At 39.1% G+C, this 24647-nt stretch carries 20 protein-coding genes and 1 pseudogene; 10 read left to right on the top strand and 11 right to left on the bottom strand.

Features of this window, described 5'->3' with window-relative positions; genetic code table 11:
- The 3 genes from ACSQ7D_RS08080 to ACSQ7D_RS08070 are packed head-to-tail and all read left to right on the top strand — an operon-like array spanning position 1 to position 2912.
- Complete coding sequence (locus ACSQ7D_RS08080; protein WP_308766134.1) at positions 1-1035, top strand: EpsG family protein; 1035 nt, start codon at positions 1-3, stop codon at positions 1033-1035.
- Positions 1036-1038: 3 nt separating this feature from the next.
- Complete coding sequence (locus ACSQ7D_RS08075) at positions 1039-2079, top strand: glycosyltransferase family 4 protein (RefSeq protein WP_437135885.1); 1041 nt, start codon at positions 1039-1041, stop codon at positions 2077-2079.
- Positions 2079-2912, top strand: coding sequence for a glycosyltransferase family 2 protein (locus tag ACSQ7D_RS08070; protein WP_437135884.1), 834 nt, complete (start codon positions 2079-2081; stop codon positions 2910-2912). Before ACSQ7D_RS08075 ends, ACSQ7D_RS08070 begins: the two co-directional genes overlap by 1 nt.
- A gap of 134 nt (positions 2913-3046) precedes the next feature.
- Here ACSQ7D_RS08070 and ACSQ7D_RS08065 read toward each other — a convergent pair whose 3' ends face one another.
- The 3 genes from ACSQ7D_RS08065 to ACSQ7D_RS08055 all read right to left on the bottom strand — a co-directional run bounded on the left by ACSQ7D_RS08065 (position 3047) and on the right by ACSQ7D_RS08055 (position 6471).
- The gene (locus ACSQ7D_RS08065) at positions 3047-4333 is read right to left on the bottom strand and encodes a histidine-type phosphatase (protein ID WP_437135883.1); all 1287 of its coding nucleotides are present in this window, start codon (positions 4331-4333) and stop codon (positions 3047-3049) included.
- Between the two features lie 135 nt (positions 4334-4468).
- A complete protein-coding gene (locus ACSQ7D_RS08060; protein WP_437135882.1) occupies positions 4469-5683 on the bottom strand; it encodes an OprO/OprP family phosphate-selective porin in 1215 nt (404 codons plus the stop codon).
- An 11-nt stretch (positions 5684-5694) separates the two neighbouring features.
- The gene (locus ACSQ7D_RS08055) at positions 5695-6471 is read right to left on the bottom strand and encodes an acid phosphatase (protein ID WP_002674231.1); all 777 of its coding nucleotides are present in this window, start codon (positions 6469-6471) and stop codon (positions 5695-5697) included.
- 705 nt (positions 6472-7176) lie between these two features.
- On the opposite strand from ACSQ7D_RS08055, the gene ACSQ7D_RS08050 reads away from it, so the two are divergent.
- The gene (locus ACSQ7D_RS08050; protein ID WP_437135881.1) at positions 7177-7323 is read left to right on the top strand and encodes a hypothetical protein; all 147 of its coding nucleotides are present in this window, start codon (positions 7177-7179) and stop codon (positions 7321-7323) included.
- A gap of 35 nt (positions 7324-7358) precedes the next feature.
- Here ACSQ7D_RS08050 and ACSQ7D_RS08045 read toward each other — a convergent pair whose 3' ends face one another.
- From ACSQ7D_RS08045 to ACSQ7D_RS08010, 8 genes and pseudogenes are all read right to left on the bottom strand, one after another.
- On the bottom strand, positions 7359-8588 hold the full coding sequence (locus ACSQ7D_RS08045; RefSeq protein ID WP_437135880.1) for a 3-deoxy-D-manno-octulosonic acid transferase: 1230 nt from the start codon (positions 8586-8588) through the stop codon (positions 7359-7361).
- Between the two features lie 118 nt (positions 8589-8706).
- Positions 8707-9675, bottom strand: a complete 969-nt coding sequence (locus ACSQ7D_RS08040) for a glycoside hydrolase family 130 protein (RefSeq protein ID WP_437135879.1) — start codon at positions 9673-9675, stop codon at positions 8707-8709.
- Positions 9676-9708: 33 nt separating this feature from the next.
- On the bottom strand, positions 9709-11754 hold the full coding sequence (locus ACSQ7D_RS08035) for a UvrD-helicase domain-containing protein (protein WP_437135878.1): 2046 nt from the start codon (positions 11752-11754) through the stop codon (positions 9709-9711).
- Between the two features lie 26 nt (positions 11755-11780).
- Positions 11781-12065, bottom strand: coding sequence for a hypothetical protein (locus ACSQ7D_RS08030; RefSeq protein WP_437135877.1), 285 nt, complete (start codon positions 12063-12065; stop codon positions 11781-11783).
- 11 nt (positions 12066-12076) lie between these two features.
- A pseudogene (locus ACSQ7D_RS08025) lies at positions 12077-12456 on the bottom strand (Uma2 family endonuclease).
- Positions 12457-12576: 120 nt separating this feature from the next.
- Entirely contained in the window at positions 12577-13701 is a 1125-nt protein-coding gene (locus ACSQ7D_RS08020) for a DegT/DnrJ/EryC1/StrS family aminotransferase (RefSeq protein ID WP_308766918.1), read from the bottom strand.
- 266 nt (positions 13702-13967) lie between these two features.
- Complete coding sequence (locus ACSQ7D_RS08015; RefSeq protein WP_437135876.1) at positions 13968-14777, bottom strand: RHS repeat domain-containing protein; 810 nt, start codon at positions 14775-14777, stop codon at positions 13968-13970.
- Between the two features lie 702 nt (positions 14778-15479).
- Positions 15480-16448 (bottom strand): helix-turn-helix domain-containing protein, encoded by a 969-nt coding sequence (locus tag ACSQ7D_RS08010; protein ID WP_437135875.1) that lies wholly within the window; start codon positions 16446-16448, stop codon positions 15480-15482.
- Positions 16449-16751: 303 nt separating this feature from the next.
- On the opposite strand from ACSQ7D_RS08010, the gene ACSQ7D_RS08005 reads away from it, so the two are divergent.
- The 6 genes from ACSQ7D_RS08005 to ACSQ7D_RS07980 all read left to right on the top strand — a co-directional run bounded on the left by ACSQ7D_RS08005 (position 16752) and on the right by ACSQ7D_RS07980 (position 24223).
- Positions 16752-19076, top strand: coding sequence for a TonB-dependent receptor (locus tag ACSQ7D_RS08005; protein WP_437135874.1), 2325 nt, complete (start codon positions 16752-16754; stop codon positions 19074-19076).
- A gap of 277 nt (positions 19077-19353) precedes the next feature.
- The gene (locus ACSQ7D_RS08000) at positions 19354-20025 is read left to right on the top strand and encodes a DUF6796 family protein (RefSeq protein WP_264853239.1); all 672 of its coding nucleotides are present in this window, start codon (positions 19354-19356) and stop codon (positions 20023-20025) included.
- 11 nt (positions 20026-20036) lie between these two features.
- Positions 20037-21275, top strand: coding sequence for a hypothetical protein (locus tag ACSQ7D_RS07995; protein ID WP_437135873.1), 1239 nt, complete (start codon positions 20037-20039; stop codon positions 21273-21275).
- Between the two features lie 59 nt (positions 21276-21334).
- Entirely contained in the window at positions 21335-22138 is an 804-nt protein-coding gene (locus tag ACSQ7D_RS07990) for a class I SAM-dependent methyltransferase (RefSeq protein ID WP_437135872.1), read from the top strand.
- 148 nt (positions 22139-22286) lie between these two features.
- The gene (locus tag ACSQ7D_RS07985; RefSeq protein WP_009419419.1) at positions 22287-23264 is read left to right on the top strand and encodes a pyruvate dehydrogenase complex E1 component subunit beta; all 978 of its coding nucleotides are present in this window, start codon (positions 22287-22289) and stop codon (positions 23262-23264) included.
- A gap of 341 nt (positions 23265-23605) precedes the next feature.
- Positions 23606-24223: a 4'-phosphopantetheinyl transferase family protein gene (locus ACSQ7D_RS07980; protein ID WP_015781939.1), complete on the top strand. Its 618-nt coding sequence runs from the start codon at positions 23606-23608 to the stop codon at positions 24221-24223.
- Positions 24224-24647: the final 424 nt, after the last annotated feature.

Here is a 24647-nt window from a genome sequence, read left to right as displayed (position 1 = left end):
ATGAGATTATCTGTCCAAAAAAAAACTATATGGTTTTTCCTTATAACTCTTTCAATAGCCTTTATTGTAGGTAACAGAGGAGATACTCGTGATACCTTTGTGTACTATTCCGTATTTAAATATATAGATATTCTTGATTTACTAAATCCTGCTAAATTCTACATTTTTACAGGAATGGAAATAGGCTTTGGTTGGTATTGTTATCTTATAAGTTTTATCACCAATTCACATATTGTTCTTTTTACAGTATTTTCATTCATAACTTTTTATGTTATTTATTTAGTATCTCGTAAAATAGAAGTAAGCCCTATATTTGTACTATTGTTATATCTTTCATCAGGATATTTTTTATTGCAGCAATTTATGCAAATACGGCAAGGATTTGCCACACCATTGGCATTATATGCTTTAACTATTTTTGTAGGCAAAGAAGATAAATTTTATATAAGGTTTTTACTCATTACATTATTAGCATTTTCCTTTCACCAAGTATCTTTACCTATTGTATGTATAGGAATATTGTTGAGTCTTTTGCTAAGAATAAAAATATCATTAATAAAGTTTAAATGGCTTTCAATAGTGATTTTAATAGTGTTTATCCTTATTGCTAAATTCGCATTAGCCGATTTTTTAGTAAGTGTTTCAAGCAGAGTAGAAACATATTCTAATTCAGCAGAATATTCAGAAGATATAGGTATTTTTAGATTGCCCAATATAAAAGCTTTTCTTACATTTCTATTTATCTTATTTTTTATGAATAAGGATTTATATGAAAATAAATTGTTTGCCATTTTTTTTCTACTCTTTACTATTGGAGTAGCTTTCCGTATAGGTTTTTCAGAATTTTCTATCTTAAGTGGTCGTTTTGCCACAGCTTTTTCTTTTTCTGAAATCTTTATATTGCCTTTTGTGTTTTCTCGATTTAAACACTTAAAAACTACTCTATTAGCTCTATTTGTGATTACACAAGCCATAGCTACCTATATGTTCCAAGCCTCTTTTGTATTAGATGATTATTTTAAACCTCTTATTTAAAATATGAAAATAGCATTTATATTACCCTCACTCAAAAATCAAGGTCCTATAATTGTCGCAAAAGATATCATTCAAGGACTTGTTGACAAAGCAAAGCTAATAGACGTATACTATTTTGATAAAGAAAATACGGAATTGCTTTTCCCTTGTAATACCTATAGAATTTCTTTCTTTCAGAAAATAGATTTCAATAAGTATGATGTAGTGCACACTCATATGCTCCGTCCTGACCTTTACATTTGGTATCACCGAAAAAAAACTGATAAATGTAAGTTCATTTCGACCTTACACCAAATTATTTACGATAACTTAAAAGGCAATTACAACAAACTTATAGCCTATATATTCGAAAAAATATGGGTGAAAATATTAAATAAACAAGACTTTATTGTCTATCTTACCCATTTAATGGCTGATACTTATAAAAATAGAATTCACAAACCTTATCAAGTGATCTATAATGGAAGAGCCTATCAAAAAGAAAAAATAGAAGCTAAAGTAGAGGAAGAATCTCAAATATTAAACATTAAAAAGCAATTTAAGGTCATCGGAACTCATTGCTTGCTCACCAAAAGAAAAGGAATACACCAAACTATATTAGCCCTAAAACATCTCCCCGATTATTTCTTTATCATAGTAGGAGATGGTATAGAGTTAGAAAATTTAAAATCCTTAGCTAAGCGAGAAAATGTGTACGATCGCTGTTGGTTCTTAGGCTACAAAAAGAATGCTATTAGTTACTTAAAGTATTTTGATGTATATGCTGCGACCTCTTATTCCGAGGGGTTTAGCCTCTCACTTATTGAAGCAGGACAAAGCAAATTACCTACCGTATGTTCTAATATCGCTATTTTTAAAGAACAATACAACCAAGAAGAAGTAGTTTTCTATGAGTTAGACAACATACCCTCTCTATCCGAGGCTATTGCGAAAGCCTTTAATAATAAACAACAGTACGCTGAAAATATATACAAACGTGCCATATATGATTATAGCATTGAAAATATGAGTAATCAGTATTTAAAACTATATTGCAAAAACTAATGAAACTCTCAGCCTCCATAGTGTTATACCAAACCGACCTCACACCTCTCAAAAAGGTTATCGATAGCTACTTTGCTTGCAAAAGTGGGGCGCTACAGTTGTTCCTTGTCGACAACTCGCCCACTGATATGCTCAAAAGCGTAGTAACGATGTACCCCGATAAGGAAATACACTATATTTTCAACAACGAGAATATAGGGTATGGCAAAGCTCATAATATTGCTATCAAAAAATCTATGGAGCAAGGGCTACCCTATCACATAGTATTAAATCCTGATATTGTAATACAAGAAGGCACCTTAGAAAAGCTCACTCATTATATGAATGAGCACCCCGAGGTAGGCAATATAATGCCAAAAATCATCTATCCCGATGGTCAGCTGCAATACCTTTGCAAACTCCTCCCCTCTCCTATCGACCTTATTTTTAGGCGTTTTATCCCTTTCAAAAAGTGGAGAGATAAAAGCAATCAAAAGTATGAACTACATTCCTTCAGATATGACAAAAAAATAAATATCCCTAATCTATCAGGTTGCTTTATGTTCTTGCGTACCAAAGCCCTTGAGAAAGTAGGATTATTTGACGAAAATATTTTTATGTATTTAGAAGATATAGACCTCAACCGTCGCATCCATCGTGCCTACAAAACCATCTTCTTCCCCGAAGCCGTTGTTGTACACGAATATCAAAAAGCATCCTATAAAAATATCAAACTATTGAAAGCCCATATCAAATCCGCTATTTATTACTTTAATAAATACGGCTGGCTTTTTGATAAGGAAAGAAAGATTGTCAATGCTGAAATATTAAAAGAAATCAAGCAATTATCTTAAAAAAACATCTTTCAAATGTGTGATAAAGCTTTCTTTTTCGAAATAGGCTTAGCTTATACGAACCTCAACGATATCAATAAAAAAAGCTGCCCCATCTCAGGACAGCTTTTTATTGTTTTAATAGATATACTATACTATTTGATAGCTTCGTAAGCACGAATAGCTTTGTCGAAGCGGTCGTTTACACTTTCTAAAGTGTAGAGACCATCGGCATTGGCTTTTACTCCTTTGAGTTTTAGAGGAAATACTACTGGTGGATTTTGCATATCCAATAGTTCCATTCCACGCAATTGTTCGGTGGTTTGGTATACAATGTTTACCGATACAAACTCTTTACCGCTGTTGTCTACCCATTTTTCAAACACGAGTTTGCTACCTATTGGAGTTTTCTTTTCAATAGATTTAGGCAAACTGTATTCTTCTACTTCCAAAGCGGCATTCACGCTGGCAATGTTAGAATCGTGACCACAAAGGAATGTGAACTTGCGGTTTTTGGCGTTGAGCTCGTCTTTCATATACACTAATAGTGGGTGCGCTACGTTCACGGCTACAATAGGAGCGGTGAAAAGCACATCGCCATAGACATCTTTTACCTTAGCGATTTTTTCCCAGTCGGAGGTGGTGAGGTTGTTGCCAAATGCTGCTTGCACAGGGTCTTTATCTTCATAATATTGCAAAATAAAAGCATCGGAAGCGGAGTTGGCTAACTTCAACGAACCTTTCATATTAGGTTCATCGCCTTTTTCGAGTTTCAACTGGGTGTTGTAATCGTTGAAAGCACACACTTCACCGGATTTACAAGCGGGTGAGTTCTTCAAATCGAGTACTTTCTCCAAGAGTTGGTAAGAGTCTTTCAACCCCTCGTTGATGCCTACAATGCCTTTTTTGCCGCCCATAGCAGCAATTTCTTTTAAGGCTTGTGCTTTGAAAGCAGGGCTACTTTTGGTAAGCGCAGGGAAGAACACAGGGTCCATTTTGCTGGGGGTAAAGCGGTGGTTGATATGCAAATTGGCTACGGGCATAAATCCTGAGGAGAAATATTGCGCGGTAGCAATGGTGCGTTGCATACTATTAGCATAGAAATTCACTTCATCAACAGAGGGAACTGCATTTTCAGTAAAAAGTCCTTCGGCTACTGTCCATTTGCGGAAAAACTGACCCATAATGGTTTCGAGTGCTCCCCCACGAAGGGTAAGTTCACTGGGGGCAGCGCTCCATTTTATCCACTCGTGAGGCGTCATTTTTTGCAAGGTACTCCCGTTCACTGATAAAGAGGAGCGAATGTTATGACGGCTGAGGATCACCACTTCTTTGAGCTTGTATTGGCTTTTAAAACTTTCGGAGCGGTTGAGTTGTGCCATCGCTAAAAGCGGACACAAGAGGAGTAGTAATGCTTGTAGAGTTATGATTCTTATTTTCATACTGTGTTTTAATTAGAAAATTATATTCTTTAACTTTGCCAAAGTTTGAAACTTTGGCAAAGTTTTAATTGCATCTCGTGCTACGAGCTTTGGCAAAGTATGTGATGTAAAAGTAATTGCCTGTGCGACTCGCACTTAGAATTTGATTTGCAAACGTGTTTCGATAAGACTTAGATTGGTGTCGGGAATGCTTTCACGGTAAGTAACACCGGTGTAGGAAGCACGTACACGCCAAATCATATACTTATTGATATAATAGTTGAATGTAAGTGAATAATCGTTGAGGCGACCTCCTAAGATACCCGCTTTAGGGTCGGATAAGTCGGTATAGTTATAACCGGCAACGAGTTCCATAGCTCCTGGCTTAGGGGTAGCGATACCTCCATCGATATCAGTATATTCGTAAGGGCTTCCTTTTACGATAGCACGGAACATACCATAAGCACCACTTGCCTTGAAATTCTCAAATCCACTCTTGCGATTTACATTCACATAGTAATACTGTGCTTCTAACGCCAAGCGGTTTCTAGCCACTAATAGTTCGGGAGAGAACTTGTAGAGGAAAGTAGCGTTATCAATTATCGCTTGTTGTGCGGTTACCTTAGCGATACGAGTAGGGAAAGGTGTTTTGAGCACATAAGAGTTGTGGTTAAGTGCTGGTGTTTCGTTATAACGAGGTGTTTCGAAAGCACCTGAGAGTCCTACGTGAAAAATCTTGCCTTCTTCACGTTGTGGGCGATAGAGCAAACGGCTCATCATACCCATACCTTGGTCGCCTGTAGCATCAGAGCTTTTCTTCATCGTTTCACCTTCGGCAAAGAGGCTTAAAGTACCCATAAAGTCATCTTTTTGGTGTAAGAGCATCAAACCGATGAGACGAGAGTTGAAGAAAGCCTCGTTACTTTGGGGTTCTTCCATCGATATTTTGAAAGAAGAGCTGGTGGCACTTTGCATACCGAATTGGTGTACGAAATAACCTCCACGCAAAAGTGTGTGTTTGCTGAAACCGTATTCGATAAAGATATCCTTAGGAGAAACTTTGCCATAAGCAAAGCCGATATCTACTTTTCCTTTCCAATTACCATAGCGTACGCCTAAGCCCATACGCACATCGGGGATAGCTACCCCACTTACAAACTTATCTTTTTGCTCATTGGCATTGAAATAACCAGCATCCAATAAAATACGTCCTCCGGGTTTTACTTCTAACTTTTCTTCGGGTTTAGGAGCTTCCTGCACAGGTGTAGCGGGCATAGGTTCGGTGGTATCGGTAACGGTGGTTGGTTCTTCTTGGGCATAGGTATAGCCCACAGCCATTAGGCTGAACATCATAAAATATATCTTTTTCATAGTTTTAAATTTTATTTAGTCATACGTTCACTTTTCTTTACTTTGCCTTTTTTTACAAGTCCTTCAAATTCTTTTTTAGCTTTTTCGAGTTGTTTCATAAAGGCATCATTGGCGTGGAGGCGCGCTACTACGGCACTTGCTACGAGACGAGCAGCATCTACATCACTTTGGAAATGGTAACCACAAATCACGCGACTTTGTCCCATTTCATATCCGCGTTTGAGGATTTCGTTTTGTCTATCCACATTGATTTCGGCAAGCACCAAAGCAGTAGCCCACCCGATAGCGGTGTGACCAGAGGGATAAGAACCATTAGTAGAGAGTTCTTTTTGTTGTTCGGGATTGCAAGTGGTCTTTTCGTAGAAAGCAAACGGACGCACGCGCATATAGTGTTCTTTGGCGGCACGAGTAGCGAGGTCGCCTGCATCTTCGCGCATATTTACTACGAGTTTGAAGATTTCGGGAGTAGTTTCCTTAGAAATCTTGATGCCAAAAGCTTCGGAAAAAGCATTAGGCACACCAGGACCCTCTACACGAGCATCGGATACAGCTTGCTCACCACGAGGGGTACGGCGTTGCATTAAGCCCCACTGGTATTGGGCTTCGTCGTTAAGGAAAAGAATACTACCTGGTTGAGGAGGAGGAGGTAAGAGTTCAAGACTGTTTGCCACCTCACCGATTTGCAAGAAATAGAGGTCGGGTTTGGTTCTTACGTCTTTGATTTTCTCTTGTGCGAATGTAGTTGCCATCACCGATAGCAAGGCTACGAATAATAATGTTTTTCTCATCTTATTATACAGTTAAAATTTATTGTATTCTCTTTTGGAAGGTATTTAGGTTTTAAAAGAGACTACAAATGTAGAAAGAAAAGAATAAATGTGCAAATTATTTCAAAAAAATATTTACTAAAAAAGAAAGAAATAAAAACAAATATGGTGATTTTGTGGTTTTTAGGTGCGAGGTGCACGGGCGGGGGAGAAATTAGAGAATGAGAAAATGAGAGAATGAGGAAATGAGAAAATGGAGTGTGAAGTTGTATTAGAGGAATGAGTCTGTGCCTCAGAAATCAAACAAAATTTAAACAAAATCAAGGCTACGCCTTGTAAACCAGCAGAGGGATTGTTAGTTTATTCAACTTTGCCCAAGGTGCGAGCCGCACAGGCAGTCGTAGCACGATGGGTGATTAACTTTGGCAAAGTGTGCACCTCAAAAACGATAGGTTGGGGTTATTAGGAGAATTCGAAAGAAAACGGAGAGATTCAAAAGAAGAGAGGGAGAGATTTTGGTGAAAAAAGGGTGTAAGGAGGGTGGGGTTAGCTTATAGAGAGCTTATAGGAAGCTTATACGAATCTTGGACGATTGGTATAGGAAGGGTATATAAATAATTGACTCATAATATAATACAGCGATGCAAAAAATGGTAAAATCGGGGTTTCGAGACGAAAGAAAGAGAAAAGGCACTAGGACTTAGGCCATAGGCAATAGGGGGGAGTATGACGGAAAAGGGAAGGAATGACGAGGAACGAATGACGAATGACGGAGGTAATAGGGGGAATATGATGACGGAAAAGGGAAGGAATGACGAGGAACGAATGACGAATGACGGAGGTAATAGGGGGAATGTAGCGACGGAAAGGTGAAGGTAAAACGAAGGTAAAGAGGCGGTAAGACGAGGCTAAAGCGAAGTTATTGCTTGTAAAAAAGTCTTTGTAGCGCCTTGTTTTTCGTTTATATATTGGCGATTGATATTGCCTATAGCGGTGCGCTTTTCGGGTGAAGTAACAAGGTTATTCATCACCTGGGCGAATTCTTCTTTACTGCTTACGGAGAGAACGCCTCCTAAGGTGACTAACTCCTTTGCTTCATTGAACTTTTCATAATTCTTACCGATGATTACAGGTACCCCAAATACGGCGGGCTCTAAGACATTGTGTAAGCCCGTAGTGCCCATTCCGCCTCCTACATAGGCTATATCGGCATAGCTGTACACTTTGGTGAGAATGCCTATGGTATCGATGATGAGTACGTCGTAATCAGAAAGGTTGAGAGAGTCTTTCTCGGAGAATAGGGCAACTTTACGGTTTAACTTCTGCTGGTTGTGTTTGAGTTCTGCGATATCGGTAGGGTGAATATTGTGAGGGGCAATGATGAACTTCACTGGGGCAGTGCAAGTGTTGATATACTGCAAGTAAATGTCTTCGTCGGTAGCCCACGAACTACCGAAGACCACACATAGATTGTTTCCTTTGAACTGCTCTACAAAATCTAAATGGTTGTCTCGTTCCAATATTTCAGCCACACGGTCGAAACGGGTGTCGCCACTGACAGTTACATTATTGAAGCCTAAGTTTTTAAGTAGTTGCTGAGAAAGCTCGTTCTGCACGAAGAAATGAGTAAAGCAATGGAGAGCTCGGCGCATCATTCCGCCGTAAGGCTTGAAAAAGATTTGATTTTTGCGAAAAATACCGGAGAGCAAATAAGTAGGTATTTGTGCTTTTTTGAGCTCGGTAAGGTAATTGACCCAAAACTCGTATTTCACAAAAATAGCCATTGCAGGATTTACCATTTGCACGAACTTGCGGGCATTAGCGGGTGTATCAAGCGGAAGATAGACCACTATATCGGCATCGGGGGTGTTTTTGCGCACCTCGTAGCCTGAGGGAGAAAAGAAGGTAATGAGTATCTTATAGCCTTGTTTTTTCAGGGCTTTAACAACGGGCAAGCCTTGTTCGAACTCGCCGAGAGAAGCCGTATGTATCCAAACATAGCGGGTATGAGGGTCGAGTTTTGCGGTAAGGGTAGTCCATACGGTTTTACGTCCGCTTACAAAGAGGTGTATTTTTTTGTTGAATAGGGCAACGAGGGGGAGGATTGTCTTGATGATATAAAGAGAGAATGTGTACATTTTAATGATGAATTACGAATGACAAATGACGATACAAGGCGCAAAGGTAGTAAAAAAGGGACAATAAAAAAAGCGCAAGCCGACGACTTGTGCTTTTTCACTTGTTTTATTTATCTGTTTACAATGAGTTTTCTTTAGTGAATTTTACGATTTCGGAAATACGTCCGAAAGCAACGCCCACTACTGTATCGGCAGCACCGTAGTACACTGCTACTTTGTCTTCTTCGATAGAATGCAAGGCAGCACAAGGGAATACCACATTAGGTACATCGCCGGTAGTTTCGTAGAGAGTGGCAGGCGCCAAGAGGTAAGGCTGTGTACGAGCGATTACCTCGCTTGGATTGTTGAGGTCTAACAATGCAGCCCCCATAGAGTAGCGGAAACCGTTGCAAGTGTTGATCACCCCGTGATAGAACAATAACCAACCATCTTTTGTTTTGATAGGCACAGCTCCTGCTCCTATTTTGGTACATTGCCAAGCGCTATCTATAAAAGGTGTTACTTTCATCACGCAGCGGTGTTCACCCCAGTATTTCATATCGGGGCTATAGCTGATGAAAATATCACCGAAAGGTGTATGTCCGTTATCACTTGGGCGGCTAAGCATTGCGTATTTACCGTTGATTTTCTCAGGGAAGAGCACTCCGTTGCGGTTGAAAGGCAAAAAGGCATTCTCGCATTGGAAAAACTCTTTGAAATCAAAAGTATAAGCAATCCCGATAGTAGGGCCACAATAGCCATTACACCAAGTTACCCAATAGCGGTCTTCGATAAACGTTACGCGAGGGTCGTACTTATATTCAGAATGTAAGAAATCAGTATTACCACCTTTCATCACGATAGGTTCGTGGTTGATTTCCCAATGAATAGCATCTTTACTGAAGCCAGCAAAAATGTTCATTTGTACTGCTTTGTTGTCGCAGCGGAAAACCCCTGCATAGCCGTCGCCAAAAGGCACAACAGCCGAGTTAAAAATACTGTTAGAGGTAGGGATATCATACCTACCGATAATAGGGTTTTCAGAATAACGCCACATTACATCGGTACAACCCGCAGGGCGTTCTTGCCAAGGAATTTTTTGACTCATTATTTTTGTTTTAGTTATTAGTTATTCAGTTTATTAAATTATAGTTTTCACAACAAAGTTATCAGGAATTTCTTCTAAAAACATCGATTCGTTATTCTTTTCGGTTATTAGGTATAGTTGGTCTTTAGCTCTTGTAATAGCTACATAGAAAAGACGTCTTTCTTCTTCCATTAGCAAATCGTGTTGAGTGGGTTTTACAACTTGGAAAATTCTGTCCTCTAACCAAATATCAGGGAATCCTCCTTTACCCTGAGTGAGCCCTATGATAAAAACAGCTTTGGCTTCTAATCCTTTTGCTGAGTGCATCGTTTTAGCCTGTACAAAAACGCGTTGGGTTTTAAATCGGCTCAAGTAATTGCTAAACATTTTGCTACGCCTATATAGAAATAGTATATCTTCCTTTCTGTAACCCTTATTGAAAAGTTTTTTAACTTCACTCACTACAAAATCAATATTTTCATCTTCATTGCTACCTGCAAAAATATTTACTTTTGTTTCCGATTTTTTATTTGCAAAAATCTCTTTTTCTACTTTGAATTTATTGTGTTTTATCACTTCATTGCTGGCTCCAACAATATGTTCAGTGCTTCTGTAATTCTGATTGAGTTTAATTACTTCGGCATTAGGGAAATACTTTTCAAAGTTGATGATATAATCTACATTAGACCCTCTGAACGTATAGATACTTTGCCAATCATCACCTACGCAAAAAAGTTGATTATCGGTAGTTAAGAGTTTTTTCAGTAATTCTACTTGTAGGTTGTTTACATCTTGAAATTCATCTACCAAAATATATTTATACATCTGTTGATGTTGTTCAGCTATTTCGGGTCGGTGGTTGAACAAATCAATGGTTTTAATAATCATATCTTCAAAATCGAGGTATGATTTGTTCACACAATAAGCCTGATATTTTTCCATTAGCGGAATCACCAAATTATAAAAATCTCTGATACGCTGATGTGGGTCGGTGAGAGCTTTAACTAACACTTCTTCGGGTGATAGATTTTCAGCTTTAATCATCTTAATTACCCGTAAGGACTGAGTGATAAAATCGTTTAATTCTTTGTGATAAGCATTGAATTCCTCTTCAAAACTCAAAGCGACATCACTGTGATAATTGGCAGGTAATCTATTTTTAACAATCTTATCTAAAGCCGAATTGAATAGTGTAGTATCTTTAGCTTCAACCTCTTCGTATGTTTTAAAAAGAGTTTTGTTAGCCTTTTTGTACTGTTCATCTTTTTCTTTAACAGCAGCACTCATATTGCTGATGTGCTCTAAGTAAATATCGGCTTGCGGGATATAGAAATCAGGGTGAAAATAGAAATCTTTACAGTTGAGATACGGTTCGTATGCAAAATCTATATTGTGTCTATAGAGCCAATCGGCTATATAACGTTCAGATTTAGACCGCACTTTTGTTCCGTTGAGTGAAGTATAATACTTTTGTTCTTCGTGAAACCCCTCTTCTTTTTTATGGGAATGAAAATAGCCGTTATCTACAAAATAATCAAGGATATAGCGTTTTAAGTCTAATAAGTATTCTCTATTGTTAGAATTTTCTTTGAGGATTTTGCTTGCGATTTCAAAGTCGGTTTCAGGAGTATTTTCATAAACAAAATCATCTTCACCTTTACTTTTTTTACTATCGTTTAAAACTTTAAATTGGTTATCGAACTCACTTACACCATATTTGCGAAGTACCTTATAACAGAAACTGTGAAAAGTGCTTATAGAAAGGTTGGACAGTCTTTTATTTGCTTTCACAAAATTATCTCGATAGGTATTTTTTTCGGCATCACTAATCTTAGTATTATTCATAAAAGATTGATACAAGCCTCCTTCTTCACTTGAAAAAATGAGTCTGTCAATCATTTCATTAGTAGCATTTTTGGTAAAAGTAATCACTAAGATGTTAGCAGGTTTTACTCTTTTAATATTCATTAGATAGGATAATTTTTCTAAAAGAGTTTTGGTTTTTCCAGAGCCAGCTCCAGCGAGTACTAATAAGCGTTTACTTTCACTTACTACAGCTTCTAATTGTTTATCATTGAGTTGATTCAATTTTGCTTCCATAAAAATGTTCTTAGACTTTGCAAAACTTATTTATTTTCTATCACTTCATCAAAAATAGCACTATAAACAGCATCAATATCTGTAAGTAATCCCCATTCTAACCCCTTTTTAGCTGTGAGTAATTCATCATCGCTGAGTGTTCTGCCTAATCGCTCTAAAGCAACAGATTGTATATCTTCTACAGCAATCGTAAAAAGAGGTTTAGTCTTTTCTTCTATAACAGAACTCTCTACCTCAAACTTTTCAAATAGAGAGTTGAAAATAGGTAAGTCTTCCTCATCAATAGCTATTTGCAATACCGTCTTTGCCATAAGGTTGTTGTTTAAAAAATATCGTTAGTATGTAGTTTAAGAGTAGGAAATTTCTCTGAAGGGATATAATCATCTACTACATTGATAGGATTTTGGTACTTATCATCTTTCAGTATATATACCAAAATATTTTGGTGATCGGGGTCAATAATCCAATATTCTGGTACTTTAGCTTCCTCATAAAGGGCATATTTGAACTTCATTTAAGAAACTGATAGAGCTCTCCTGCTAATTTCATTGATATTTCTTGATGTACTGCTGAAGATGTAGACATTTTGAAGAGCTTTCCTTTAAAAAGTTCTACACGCTCTTTAAATTTCCACAATAGATAATCGGCATACGAGTACACGCCATATAGAGGGTCTAACTGGTTGATATTAGTGATTTCCATAAAAAGATTACTTTTCTGTTATATTCTTCAACTTTGCCAAAAACCGTAGCACGGGTAGGTGTTAAGAACTTTGGCAAAGTGTGTGACGCAAATAACTGCTTGTAGTACCACGACCTACAACTACACTGTTTTCTTTATCAATTCTGTGATAAATGTTATTTGTTCATCATCAAGCTCGGTGTGCATAGGTAGAGAGATGACTTCTTGTACTAATTTATTGGTAACGCCAAAATCAGCTTCGTTATAAGAGCTGCGGGTATAGGCTTTTTGAGCGTGTAATGGTATAGGGTAGTAAATACCAAAAGGCACTCCGTTTTCACCAAAAACCTTAGCAAGTTCATCGCGTTTGCCATTGGTAATACGGAGGGTATATTGGTGGAATACGTGGTCGTTACCTTTTGCGATTACAGGGGTAATGATATGAGGATTGCCTTTCAGCGCTTCGGTATATTTGCGAGCAGCTTCACGTCGACGGGCATTATAATCGTTTAGGTGAGGGAGTTTGGCGCGCAATACTGCTGCTTGTAAAGAGTCGAGGCGAGAGTTTACCCCTACTACATCGTGGTGATAACGCACGTACATACCGTGATTTACGATACCGCGAAGAGTGTAAGCGAGGTCATCGTCGTTAGTGAAGATAGCCCCTCCATCGCCGTAGCAACCGAGGTTCTTAGAAGGGAAGAAAGATGTTGCCCCTACGTGACCGATAGTTCCTACTTTTTGTTTATGTCCATCGGCAAAAGTATAATCAGCACCAATGGCTTGCGCATTGTCTTCAATCACAAAGAGGTTGTGTTTTTTAGCCAAAGCCATAATAGCTTCCATATTAGCTGGCTGACCGAACAAATGCACTGGCACTATGGCTTTCGTGCGAGGAGTAATAGCTTTTTCAATTGCCTCGATGTTGATGTCGAAAGTATCGTCGTACACATCTACCAATACAGGGGTGAGTTTCAGTAGGGCAATCACTTCCACAGTTGCAGCGAAAGTAAAATCGGCAGTGATAACTTCATCGCCTTCTTTGAGTCCGAGACCCATCATTGCTATTTGTAGGGCATCAGTACCGTTGGCGCAAGGGATTACGTGTTTCACGCCCATATAGTTTTCCAATTCTTTTTGGAAGGCTTGTACTTGGGGGCCATTAATAAAAGCTGTGGTGTTGAGTACTTCCTCAAAAGAGGCTTGTACGTCGTTTTTAATTCTTTCGTACTGACCTTGTAGGTCAACCATTTGTATTTTTTTCATATGTCGAATATTATTAATCGTTCGTTTTTAATCCTTAGTTGTTTATGTTGCTTTGCCACGACTTTTGTCAAAGTCCTAATAGCCCGTCGCACTACAACTACGTAATGCCTACCGCGCCACAGTTCTATAGCTATTAAACACAGCCTTCCACAGTGCAAAGATACAAAAATATTTTGAATTATATAAAAATATCCCCCTTCTTAACACATAAGGGTTGACTCACCTTCGTAAGCCAACCCTTATGCTATTAAAAAAACTTCTTATTCCTAAAAATATTTCAACTTCTGTGTGAAAATCGTTACACGCTGACCGTTAACCGACATTGTTTTCTTTGTCCAGTTGTTCTTCTTGTCATACACAAACTCGTAAGTCTCTGTTTTAGTAACGTTACCATCTTTGTCAAAGTATTTAACCTCCACCTCATTGTTGTTTTTGTCAAAAGCTGAAACAACTCTCTGTTTCAAAGCGTTATCTTTGTCAAACACTTGCTTTTCTACCATATTCCCTTTGGCATCGTAAGTATATACCGTTTTGCTGGTAAGCTCGTCCTTTGTGAATTTAGACTCTTCCGATAATTTCCCCTCAGGAGTATACTTATAAGTAGTTTTATCTTGGCACATTCCTGCTATACAATCCGTGCGTTCTACAAGCTGATTCTGTTCATTATAAACATTTATTCGGCTCATAAAAATATTCCCGTCGGGCGTCTCTACATCGTGCTTGGTAAGATTCCCTCTTTCGTCATACTCATACACGTTCTTAGAAAGCAACGTGTTCGAATCATCTCTCGAAGCCGACTCTAACATATTCCCGTTTTTGTCATACACATCCACGAATTTAATCGTCATTCCATTTTGCTTCGATTGCATTTTTACAACAGTCCCCTTTTTGTCAAACTGCGAAAAAAGCTCAGAGTTCATCGGTATTTCCTCTCCGTTTTCACCAACTTGGATACCCGATTGCACAACCGTTTTTACTTTTCCTTTCAGCTGAGCACGCTCCCAACCATTCTTTTTGTGATTCTGCCCAAAAGCGACAGTAGTGGCTAATAAGGCAATGGCTATGATTCTTTTCATAATAATGTTCTATTTAAAATAATACTTTTTTAGGGCGCAAAAGTACAAAAGATTTCTAAATGTACCAATACGCCATATCCACCTATTCACCAAAACTATGCCAAAACAAAGTAAAATGAGAATAATAAAGCGCCTCTTGTTATATTTATAACTAAATAGTCGTCGTTTGTGTCTCTTTTAAAAAGAATTTTTCTATCCTTATTTAACCTCAATTCGATGTAATAAAATACTATTTTCAATCACCCGTCGTACTACTTTCAATCACCCATCGTACTACTTTCAATCACCTGTCGTACTACTTTCAATCACCTGTCGTACTACTTTCAATTGCCTGTCGTACTACTTTCAATTGCCTGTCGTGCTACGACCTCACCCCTTTTCCGTCGCTACATTCCCCCTCTCCTTGGGAGAGGGACGGGGTGAGGATTCTTTTTCTTTCGCCTCGAAACCCCGTTTTTAACATTTTTAGTCTTGTTGTATTGCACTATTAATCAATTATTTATATACCCTTTCTATACCAATCGTCCAAGATTCGTATAAGCTTCCTATAAGCTCTCTATAAGCTAACCCCACCCTCCTTACACCCTTTTTTCATCAAAAGACCTCTTAGTCTCCTTCTGAAAAATTCCGTTTCCTTCCGAACTCCTCAACCCTTCCCCATTTGCTAATTTTCAAATTCGCTAATTTTCCCCGCCTGTCGTGCTACGACCTCGCACCTCTTACCTCCTTTGCATTTCTACCAAACTTCTTCTTAAAGGCAGTCGAAAAATGCGATATATAATCATATCCACAAGTGAGGGCGACTTCACTTATACTCTTATCGGTGTGAAGGAGCAGTTGTTGTGCCAACTCCATTTTATAGTCGTATAGATAACCAAAAACAGTAGTGCCAAATACCTCTTTAAAACCATAACACAACTTCTTTTCGTTCACACCTACGGCACGTGCCAATTCAGTTATCGAAGGCGTAACGTCCAACTGAGCCGTAAGGCGGTCGCGCACTTCGTACATCTTCCGCACGTCGGTTTGGGTTTTGCAGTATTGGTATACTTGTAGCTGTTGCTGTTCGTATTGATGTAATTGTAACAAAAAGAGTTCCTGCACTTTTAGGTCGGCATAAGGTCGTGCTGCCCTGCCTAAAAGAGAAGCGTGTTGCAGTTGGTCAAGAACGGTTTGCATAGCAAAGTCAGTAGGAAGTGATTGTTCAGGCGAAAGAATAAAGTTACCACCCCGCTCATAGCGCTGGTACCACGCCATAAAAGTTTCGGGATATTGAATAGCTATTTGCGCAAATTGCTCAGCACTGATAGCAACCGTAATCACTTCTATAATATCATCTTTATGCAACAAGTCTTTGCCCAAGCATTCTTCTTTACCAAAAAAGATATTGTGAGTCCCCGCCTTACTGATACAATTTAGCCCGTCTATCTGCACTGCCATACCTTTGTAGGTTCGGGTTACGAAATAAAGACGCACTGAAGGAATATCCATACGTCCCACAAAAGTCACTTCCTCCTTCATTTGTACTTGCCATCGGTAGTAAGTATGATTGCTTAAGGTTTGTTGTTCCAATTGGAATACCCCCATTTGTTCATTCACTCTTTCGTAATAATTTTGCACCTCTTCTTCGTTGGTTGCCAAAGGTAATGTTATTTCGTTTATCATATTCATCAGTCGTTTATCACGTTCATCAGCTGTTTGCCGTCAGCTCCACCCGCCAGCTACAAACAACCAATCACTTTATTTGCTATTCAGATGTAAAACTTTGCTAAGGAAATTAAACAATCGTGCTTCCTTTTTGCAGTATTTTTGCACTCTGAAATCTGTTGTTTAGAACAAAAGTAAATAACATATTTCAAACCACCAAATATTTTAGCTTTTAGTTTTTTAGTCGTTAGCAGTTAGCAAGCGATTAAATACTGATTATTAGGTAATTCAACTTTGCCAAAGTTTGAAACGCAAAAACCGATATCTATGTTAAACAAAACTTTTCTTTTACTACTACTCTTCAGTCTTTCTATATCAGCTCAAAACACTGCCGAACTCATTGGTACGGTTACCGATAAAGTAACTCACCAACCTTTGATAGGTGCCGATGTTTACATTAAAGAACTAAACAAAGGTGTGAGCACCGATGCACGCGGTCAATATCGATTGGCACACTTGCCCGAAGGGAATTATACCGTGTGGTTTAGTTTTCTCGGTTATCAAACCTTTGGAAAGAAAATCAGTGTGAAAGGACAGATGCGTTCAGATGTATCGCTGAAAGAACAAGCCGAAGAAATAAGCGGAGTAACTGTTTCGGGCAAGAGTATCGCTCACCAAAAGAAAGAGCAGAGTATGCCCGTAACAGTAATTGATATGAGTAACCTGCGAGGTACGGTAAGCAGTGTGCAGGACATTCTTCTAAAAACCGTAGGTATCACTTTGCGTTCTTCAGGAGGGGTAGGCAGTAGTTCACGTATCTCAGTAAGAGGGTTAGAAGGCAAACGCATAGGCTTTTTTATAGACGAATTGCCCTTAGGTGAGCAAACGGATTATATCGATATCAATGATATCCCCATAGATATGATTGACCGAATTGAGATTTACAAAGGAGTCGTACCTGCACGCTTCGGGGGCTCATCGCTTGGAGGAGCTATCAATATCGTTATTCGCGAATACCCCGATAAATATGCCGACCTCAGTTATGGGTATGAAAGTTACAACACCCATAAGGCACAAGGGGTATTCAAACGCAACCTCAAACAGCGTGGATTGGTATTCGGTATCGGTGGGGGCTATACTTCATCGGATAATAACTACACTTTCGATTCTCCTTTTCAAGGAGGATTGCGCATCACCCGCAACCACGATAAGTACCGCAAGCTCATCATTGGCGGGAGCTTCAAAGCAAAGAAATGGTGGTTCGACGAAGTAGAGTTAGAACCCGTGTTCGTCAAAACCTATAAGGAAATTCAAGGTATCGAATACGATATACGAGAAGCCCATAGTCAGTCGCTAATGACGGGGCTTTCTAATAAACTCGAGAAAGATAATTTCCTCACAGAAGGCTTGAACCTTGATATGTTCAACGGATTGGTACTTACCAAAATGAACTTCATCGACAAAGCCACCCGTCGCTATGAGTGGGACGGTAGCTCCTACCCTACCCCTTCGCGTTATGGCGGTGAGGCAGGTTATAACTACCCATCGGACTCTGACGATAAAAAGCTCACTTTTATTAATAAAACCAATTTGGAGTACATTCTTACTGAACGCCATTCGCTGAATATCAACAGTGTGTTTTCTATGGCAAACGGTACGCCCAAAGACGACTTAAAAACCCTGAGTCTGGGTAAGCAAGTGAATTTCGATTCGCAAATGCGCAGTTGGATAAGCGGACTTACATACGACTTCCGTACGCTTAACGACGTGTTTTTAAACTCGCTCACAGTACGCCATTATATGTACACTATGCACACCCAAATGGTGCCTCTCTTCGTCCCCGGTAAGTACGATGTAGACGTAAGCAAGAGCGATTTTGGGGTGAATAATGCGATGCGCTACCGCTTTCTGCCTTCGCTAATGGGGAAACTCTCTGCTGGTTATGAGGTGCGCATTCCTTCGGAAACGGAGCTCTTAGGCGATGGTATAGCTGTAATCCCCAGCCCTGATTTATTGCCAGAGCGTAACCTCAGCGCTAACCTCGGTTTGCTGTTCGACCTTACAGGCAAGCACCCTACCAATGCTCAGATAGAAATGAACTTCTTCTATATGTATTTGCAAGATATGATACGTTATACTGCCGGACTCATAGGGGCACAATACCAGAATTTTGGTGAGATGCGTACTCTTGGGGTAGAGTTTGAAGCCAAAGCCGATGTATTGCCTTCGCTTTATCTATACGGCAACACCACTTATCAAGACCTGCGCGATACACGTGCTTACGAGCCAGAAAGCACCGTGCCTAACCCTACTAAAAACAAACGTATGCCTAATATACCATACTTAATGGCAAATGCAGGCTTGGAGTTCCACCGCGAGAATCTCTTTGGCGGTACGGGGCAAAACACACGCCTTTTTGCCGATGTTGCTTTCGTAGAAGAATACTATTACGATTTTGAAATGACGCAATTGCAGAAACGCCGTATTCCGCGCAGTACGACCATTGATATAGGTTTTGAGCACAGTTTCTTGAATAATAAAGTATTTCTCTCAGGGAAAGTGCGGAATATAACGAATGAAAAGACCTTATCAGAATTCAATCGCCCATTAATGGGAATCAATGGGGGAATTAAATTAAGAGTGATATTTTAACTGCTACTCGTCCGAATTAAAAATATACTTTAACTATACTTTCAGTGGCTCTACAGTGGCTCTACAGTGGGTCTACAGTGGCTCTACAGTGGGTCTACAGTGGCTCTACAGTGGCTCTACAGTGGGTCTACAGTGGGTCTACAGTGGGTCTACAGTGAGTCTACAATAAATTAAAAGCGAATCTAAAGCGAATTTAAAGCGTAGGACGAAAATTTTACAAACCAATTTTGATTGGCTGGCTATAAAAAGTGAAGCAAAAGATGAAAAACAATTATATATGAAAAAAAGATTTATTTTAGGCTTAATAGCCTCACTTATTACTTTCTCCGGTGATATGCTATTGGGGTACATTCAGGTAGAAAACCCTGAAAAATCACTGATGAACTTCTCACTTACCTTACCCCTATCGCGCATTATGTGGGGAGGATTTTTAGGTGTGATAGGTATCCCTCTGCAGTGCATAGGGTATTGGCAAATTTACAAGTTGATGAAAGAAGGTAGTGAAACGCTCTCAAAGCTTTACAAAGTAGGTATCTGGGGGTGGCTGGTAATGGCAGCTTGTGGGGTGCACCTTAATTGTGCTGTGGTGATGCTTATCTACAAACAGCTTTACCCCACCGATGCAACCTTAGCTCACAATATAGCTACTACCTTTTCTAATAATGTATTAGTGCCTTGCTATTACATTTTTATCGTCTTTTTCCTACTGATGAACATCTCACAGTTCATAGCTTTTGTAAGGAAAAAGACCGTTTATCCTCGCGTAGCAGCCCTTTTCAATATGTTTATAGGTATTGGCATCATTCATCTTATAGCTTATTTGTTGCCAGATTCGGCTATTAAAAACGGATTGAATGTATCGGCTATCAGCTTGGGTAATGCCTTGATGTTTATAGGGTTGCTTTTTTTTAAAGGTCAGACAAGTCTAACAACTAATAATAATAACTAAAAACTAATTTTATGTATTCAAAAGTATTTTTAACTGTGTGCTCTTTAGCACTTCTCACGGTGGGTTGCAAGAAAGACGACAACCCTACCCCCGCTCCTATACCACCTAGTAATGTGGTTTATACAGGTGATTTCTTATTAGAAACTTCTGTCAAAAACCCCGATGGAATGAGTGGTAGTTCTTACCTTCAAATCTTTCATAAAATGGCAGGAGGTATCGCTATTGATAACTCCAAAGCTGAGCAAGTAGAGTTTGGCTCTTCGATACAAGTAGAAGGGAAAAGTGTCTACCTCTTTGACACTATGAAAGGTATCGGCGGTATCACCCAATATACTTACGACCCTACTACCAAAAAGCTCACCAAAGGAGCAAATCTCGCAGGGCTTTCTAATTCGATGGTAGGTCATCTCGAAAAAGTAAGTGCTACGAAAGCTTATGTACCTATGTACACACAAGGCGTGGTGTGGATTATCAACCCACAGACAATGCAAAAAACAGGTGAAATCGACCTCGCCCAATACGCTCACGGCGACAGTAGTCCTGAGCCTGCTATGGGTATTATTCGCGATGGCAAGTATTACCTATGTCTCAACCAAATCAACCCTGGAGCAGGTTGGCAACCTTACGCCGACTACCAACAGTGTGATGTGGCTATCATCGACCCTCAAACTGATGTGGTAGAGAAAGTAGTTTCCGAAACCACTACTAAACTCACTTTCCCCACTCGCCCTATGGCACAATGTAAAGGAATGCTCTTTACCAATGAAGCAGGTGACCTTTATATAGCTACCGCAGGTTATTTTGGATATTCCAAAGACAATACTAAATGCGGTTTCCTCTGTATTCCCAAAGGCAAGACTGAATTCGACAGTAGCAAATCGTGGGATATCTCTACTACTCCTATTGCAGGCACTAATTACAAGCCTGCTAGCGTGTATAACTGTTTGTATATAGGCAATGGTAAAGCTGTAGCTTATGTGGGTATCGTGGAACTCGGTGGCGCAAACCCCTATACTGCTAAAAACGCTATGGCAGTACTCATAAATTTCAACAACAAATCTATCAGCCAGATAAGGGGCGTTCCGCTTACTGATGGACATAGTATTCTCATCACCAAACTGAAAGATAGAGTACTCTTTGGTGCTTTCGGTACTGATAAAAGAGGCTTATTCGATTTCAACCCTGCTAATGAAACTGTAGAACAAGTGCTTAGCACTACTGGAAATCCCGCTTTCTTTCACGAGTTCTAATTCTCAAAATCAGACCTGTCGAACGAGTCGAACAGGTCTGATTCTAACCTCTAACATCTATGAACAAAATACCCGAAACAATGCTCATTACTTTATGGGCAAAAGCTACTGAAAATAAAGAACCTCAACCGCTGTTACGCGATGAGAAGGCTGCTGAGATTATAAACAAAATAGACTATGATTTTAGCCGGTTCAAGAAAGGTAAATTCTCCCAAGCAGGCGTGTGTGTACGCGCTCACCTGATAGACGAAGAAACACGTGCTTTTATAGAGCAACACCCCGATGCAGTAATAATACAATTGGGTACGGGTCTTGATGCTCGTTATGAGCGTTTGGGCTGTCCGGAACTTACCCATTGGTATGACCTCGATTTGCCTGAGGTAATTGCTATCCGGCGTCAGTTTTTTGAGGAGAGTGAAAGACGTAGTTTTTTAGAAATGTCTCTCTTTGATACCGAATGGATAGAAAAAGTAAAAGCTCACCGCAAGCCTGTGCTCATTATTATTGAGGGGGTACTGATGTATTTCCCTCCGTTTGAGGTAAAAGATTTTATGATACATCTCTGTGAAGCATTTACTGAGGCTACTCTTCTCTTCGATATGCTCGCTTATGCCTTAGTAGGGCACGCTAAGAACCACGATACACTAAAAGCAATGGATAAAGACAGGCGTCCTGAATTTCAATGGAGCGAAAAGTATAGCGAGGCGATAGAGCAGTGGCACCCTAAGTTGCACGTGGCGAAAGAGTATTTTATGAGTAAGCACGACCAAGGGCGCTACCCTTTTATCTTCCGTATGCTATATAAGATTCCGTATTTTTATAGGCGATTTAACCAGAGAGTGGTGAGATTAGAGATAAGGTAAATAACATAACAAATATTTGATATATAACGTTTTATATAATATATAGAAAATAAAAGTAGTAAAAAAATTAGGAGATTAAATAATTATTATTACTTTTGTGCTTTCAAAACAGAAATTTTAGTTATATACCTTATTTTAATAAATATAAATGAGAACAATACAATTTAGAGAAGCCGTTTGCGAAGCGATGAGTGAAGAAATGCGTCGCGACGAGTCTATTTATTTGATGGGTGAAGAGGTAGCCGAATATAATGGCGCTTACAAAGCCTCTAAAGGAATGCTCGATGAATTTGGGCCTAAACGTATTATTGATACCCCTATCTCTGAAGGTGGTTTTGCAGGTATCTCAGTAGGGGCTGCTATGAATGGTAACCGTCCTATTGTAGAGTTTATGACCTTCAACTTTTCATTAGTAGCGATTGACCAAATCATTAACAACGCGGCTAAAATGCGCCAGATGTCAGGAGGTCAGTTTAATATTCCTATCGTATTTCGTGGTCCTACCGCTTCTGCTGGTCAGTTGGCGGCTACCCACTCTCAAGCCTTTGAGAACTGGTATGCTAACTGCCCTGGATTGAAAGTAGTAGTTCCTTCTACGCCTTACGATGCGAAAGGACTTTTGAAGTCGGCTATCCGTGATAACGACCCTGTTATCTTTATGGAATCTGAGCAAATGTACGGCGATAAAGGTGAAGTGCCAGAAGAAGAATACACTATTCCATTAGGCGTTGCCGATATCAAGCGTGCGGGTACTGATGTAACTATCGTTTCTTTCGGTAAAATTATTAAAGAAGCACATAAAGCTGCTGATATTTTAGCCAAAGAAGGTATTGAGTGTGAAATCATCGACTTGCGTACTGTACGTCCGCTTGACTTTGACACTGTATTCGCATCGGTTAAGAAAACTAATCGCTTAGTGATTTTGGAAGAAGCTTGGCCTTTTGCCAGTGTGTCTTCTGAAATTACTTATCAAGTACAAGAGCACATCTTCGATTATCTCGACGCGCCTGTACAACGCATTACTACCACTGATACGCCAGCACCATTCTCTTCAGAACTTTTGAAAGAGTTTTTGCCAAATGCTGACGACGTAGTAAAAGCAGTAAAAAAAGTACTTTATAAATAAGAATTTGCTATCATTTTTATTTTTTTAAAAGTTATATTTTATTTTTTAGTCTTCACGATTTTTCCTCATCGTGAAGACTTTTTTTCGTTTAAGAGCGTTAATCTTTTGTTAAACTTTTGATAGGAAAGCAAAAGAATAAAAGTTGTGCTTGTAACACAAATTAACGTCTTAATTGTTTATGAACTATTAAAATAATGCCAAATAAGCTCATTATAAGGGCGTTGTTTTAACATATTATTGATTTCTGAAAGAAAAGAAAAAGATACAAAGGTGGTTTATATAACTTGTAAGAATTAAGAATTTTTCAGTATCTTTGTGCGAAATTAGGAGGGGAATTATATATGCCATTAGAGAGCACCATAAAAGTAGATAAAAAAACCACCTTGTACATTTGGGAGGTAAGGGAGGAGCTTGCTGTGTTGGAAGAAGAAACTCCTCTTACTCCTGAACAAAAGGAGAGTTACAATGCTATTAGCAATGAGAGGGCTAAAAAAAACTTTTTAGCTACGCGTTTATTGCTAACTCAGTTAGGACACGCCCCCAATTCTTTGCATTACAATGCTTACGGAAAGCCTTTTTTAAAGGGGAAAGATTTTATTTCGATTAGTCATTCGTTTGATAAGGTTGTGGTGATGATAAGTAATAAACCTGTGGGGGTGGATATTGAGAAGAAACGAGAGAAAATATTGCGTATTGCACATAAATTCACTCAATGGAATTACCGTTCAGCGGATTACTCGATTCAGAACATCATTCAGAAACTTACAATGACGTGGTGTGCCAAAGAAGTAGGTTTTAAAATTCACAACAAACCTACTCTTACCCTAAACGATGTGAGGGTAAAAGACTTTTTTCCTAATGACAAGGAGACGGATATTAAGATAGGAAACACTATGTATAAGGTCTTTTTTGTTTTGATAGAAGATTTTGTTTTAGGATATTGCAAAGCCAATAAATAAACGTTTTGGTTATATACAAGAACAAATGGTAGATTTTGTAGTTATACAAAGTTTGCCATTTGTTTTTTTATGTTAATGAATGTGGGTTGGGCGTAAATCTCAGAATTAGAAAATGAGAAAATGGAGTGTGAGGTTGAGTTAGAGGAATGAGGCTGTGCCTCAGAAATCAAACAAAATTTAAACAAAATCAAGGCTGCGGACTGCGCCTTGTAAACCAGCGGAGGGATTGTTAGTTTATTCAACTTTACCAAAGGTGCGAGCCCCACAGGCAGTCGTAGCACGACGAGCAATTAACTTTGGCAAAGTGTGCACCTCAAAAACGATAGGTTGGGGTTATTAGGAGGATTCGGAAGATATCGGAGAAGAACGGAAGAGAGGTGTGAGGGATTTTGGTGAAAAAAGGGTATAAGAAGGGTGGGGTTAG

It is taken from the genome of Capnocytophaga sp. G1920 (genome assembly GCF_051417515.1).
Note: the sequence above shows the minus strand (reverse complement) of the source record. Positions and strands in the feature narration are given on the sequence as shown.

Excerpts from the sequence above, each read along its gene's own strand:
- ACSQ7D_RS08080 (WP_308766134.1), top strand. The coding sequence starts at position 1 with ATGAGATTATCTGTCCAAAAAAAAACTATATGGTTTTTCCTTATAACT.
- ACSQ7D_RS08075 (WP_437135885.1), top strand. The coding sequence starts at position 1,039 with ATGAAAATAGCATTTATATTACCCTCACTCAAAAATCAAGGTCCTATA.
- ACSQ7D_RS08070 (WP_437135884.1), top strand. The coding sequence starts at position 2,079 with ATGAAACTCTCAGCCTCCATAGTGTTATACCAAACCGACCTCACACCT.
- ACSQ7D_RS08065 (WP_437135883.1), bottom strand. The coding sequence starts at position 4,333 with ATGAAAATAAGAATCATAACTCTACAAGCATTACTACTCCTCTTGTGT.
- ACSQ7D_RS08060 (WP_437135882.1), bottom strand. The coding sequence starts at position 5,683 with ATGAAAAAGATATATTTTATGATGTTCAGCCTAATGGCTGTGGGCTAT.
- ACSQ7D_RS08055 (WP_002674231.1), bottom strand. The coding sequence starts at position 6,471 with ATGAGAAAAACATTATTATTCGTAGCCTTGCTATCGGTGATGGCAACT.
- ACSQ7D_RS08050 (WP_437135881.1), top strand. The coding sequence starts at position 7,177 with ATGACGGAAAAGGGAAGGAATGACGAGGAACGAATGACGAATGACGGA.
- ACSQ7D_RS08045 (WP_437135880.1), bottom strand. The coding sequence starts at position 8,588 with ATGTACACATTCTCTCTTTATATCATCAAGACAATCCTCCCCCTCGTT.
- ACSQ7D_RS08040 (WP_437135879.1), bottom strand. The coding sequence starts at position 9,675 with ATGAGTCAAAAAATTCCTTGGCAAGAACGCCCTGCGGGTTGTACCGAT.
- ACSQ7D_RS08035 (WP_437135878.1), bottom strand. The coding sequence starts at position 11,754 with ATGGAAGCAAAATTGAATCAACTCAATGATAAACAATTAGAAGCTGTA.
- ACSQ7D_RS08030 (WP_437135877.1), bottom strand. The coding sequence starts at position 12,065 with ATGGCAAAGACGGTATTGCAAATAGCTATTGATGAGGAAGACTTACCT.
- ACSQ7D_RS08020 (WP_308766918.1), bottom strand. The coding sequence starts at position 13,701 with ATGAAAAAAATACAAATGGTTGACCTACAAGGTCAGTACGAAAGAATT.
- ACSQ7D_RS08015 (WP_437135876.1), bottom strand. The coding sequence starts at position 14,777 with ATGAAAAGAATCATAGCCATTGCCTTATTAGCCACTACTGTCGCTTTT.
- ACSQ7D_RS08010 (WP_437135875.1), bottom strand. The coding sequence starts at position 16,448 with ATGAATATGATAAACGAAATAACATTACCTTTGGCAACCAACGAAGAA.
- ACSQ7D_RS08005 (WP_437135874.1), top strand. The coding sequence starts at position 16,752 with ATGTTAAACAAAACTTTTCTTTTACTACTACTCTTCAGTCTTTCTATA.
- ACSQ7D_RS08000 (WP_264853239.1), top strand. The coding sequence starts at position 19,354 with ATGAAAAAAAGATTTATTTTAGGCTTAATAGCCTCACTTATTACTTTC.
- ACSQ7D_RS07995 (WP_437135873.1), top strand. The coding sequence starts at position 20,037 with ATGTATTCAAAAGTATTTTTAACTGTGTGCTCTTTAGCACTTCTCACG.
- ACSQ7D_RS07990 (WP_437135872.1), top strand. The coding sequence starts at position 21,335 with ATGAACAAAATACCCGAAACAATGCTCATTACTTTATGGGCAAAAGCT.
- ACSQ7D_RS07985 (WP_009419419.1), top strand. The coding sequence starts at position 22,287 with ATGAGAACAATACAATTTAGAGAAGCCGTTTGCGAAGCGATGAGTGAA.
- ACSQ7D_RS07980 (WP_015781939.1), top strand. The coding sequence starts at position 23,606 with ATGCCATTAGAGAGCACCATAAAAGTAGATAAAAAAACCACCTTGTAC.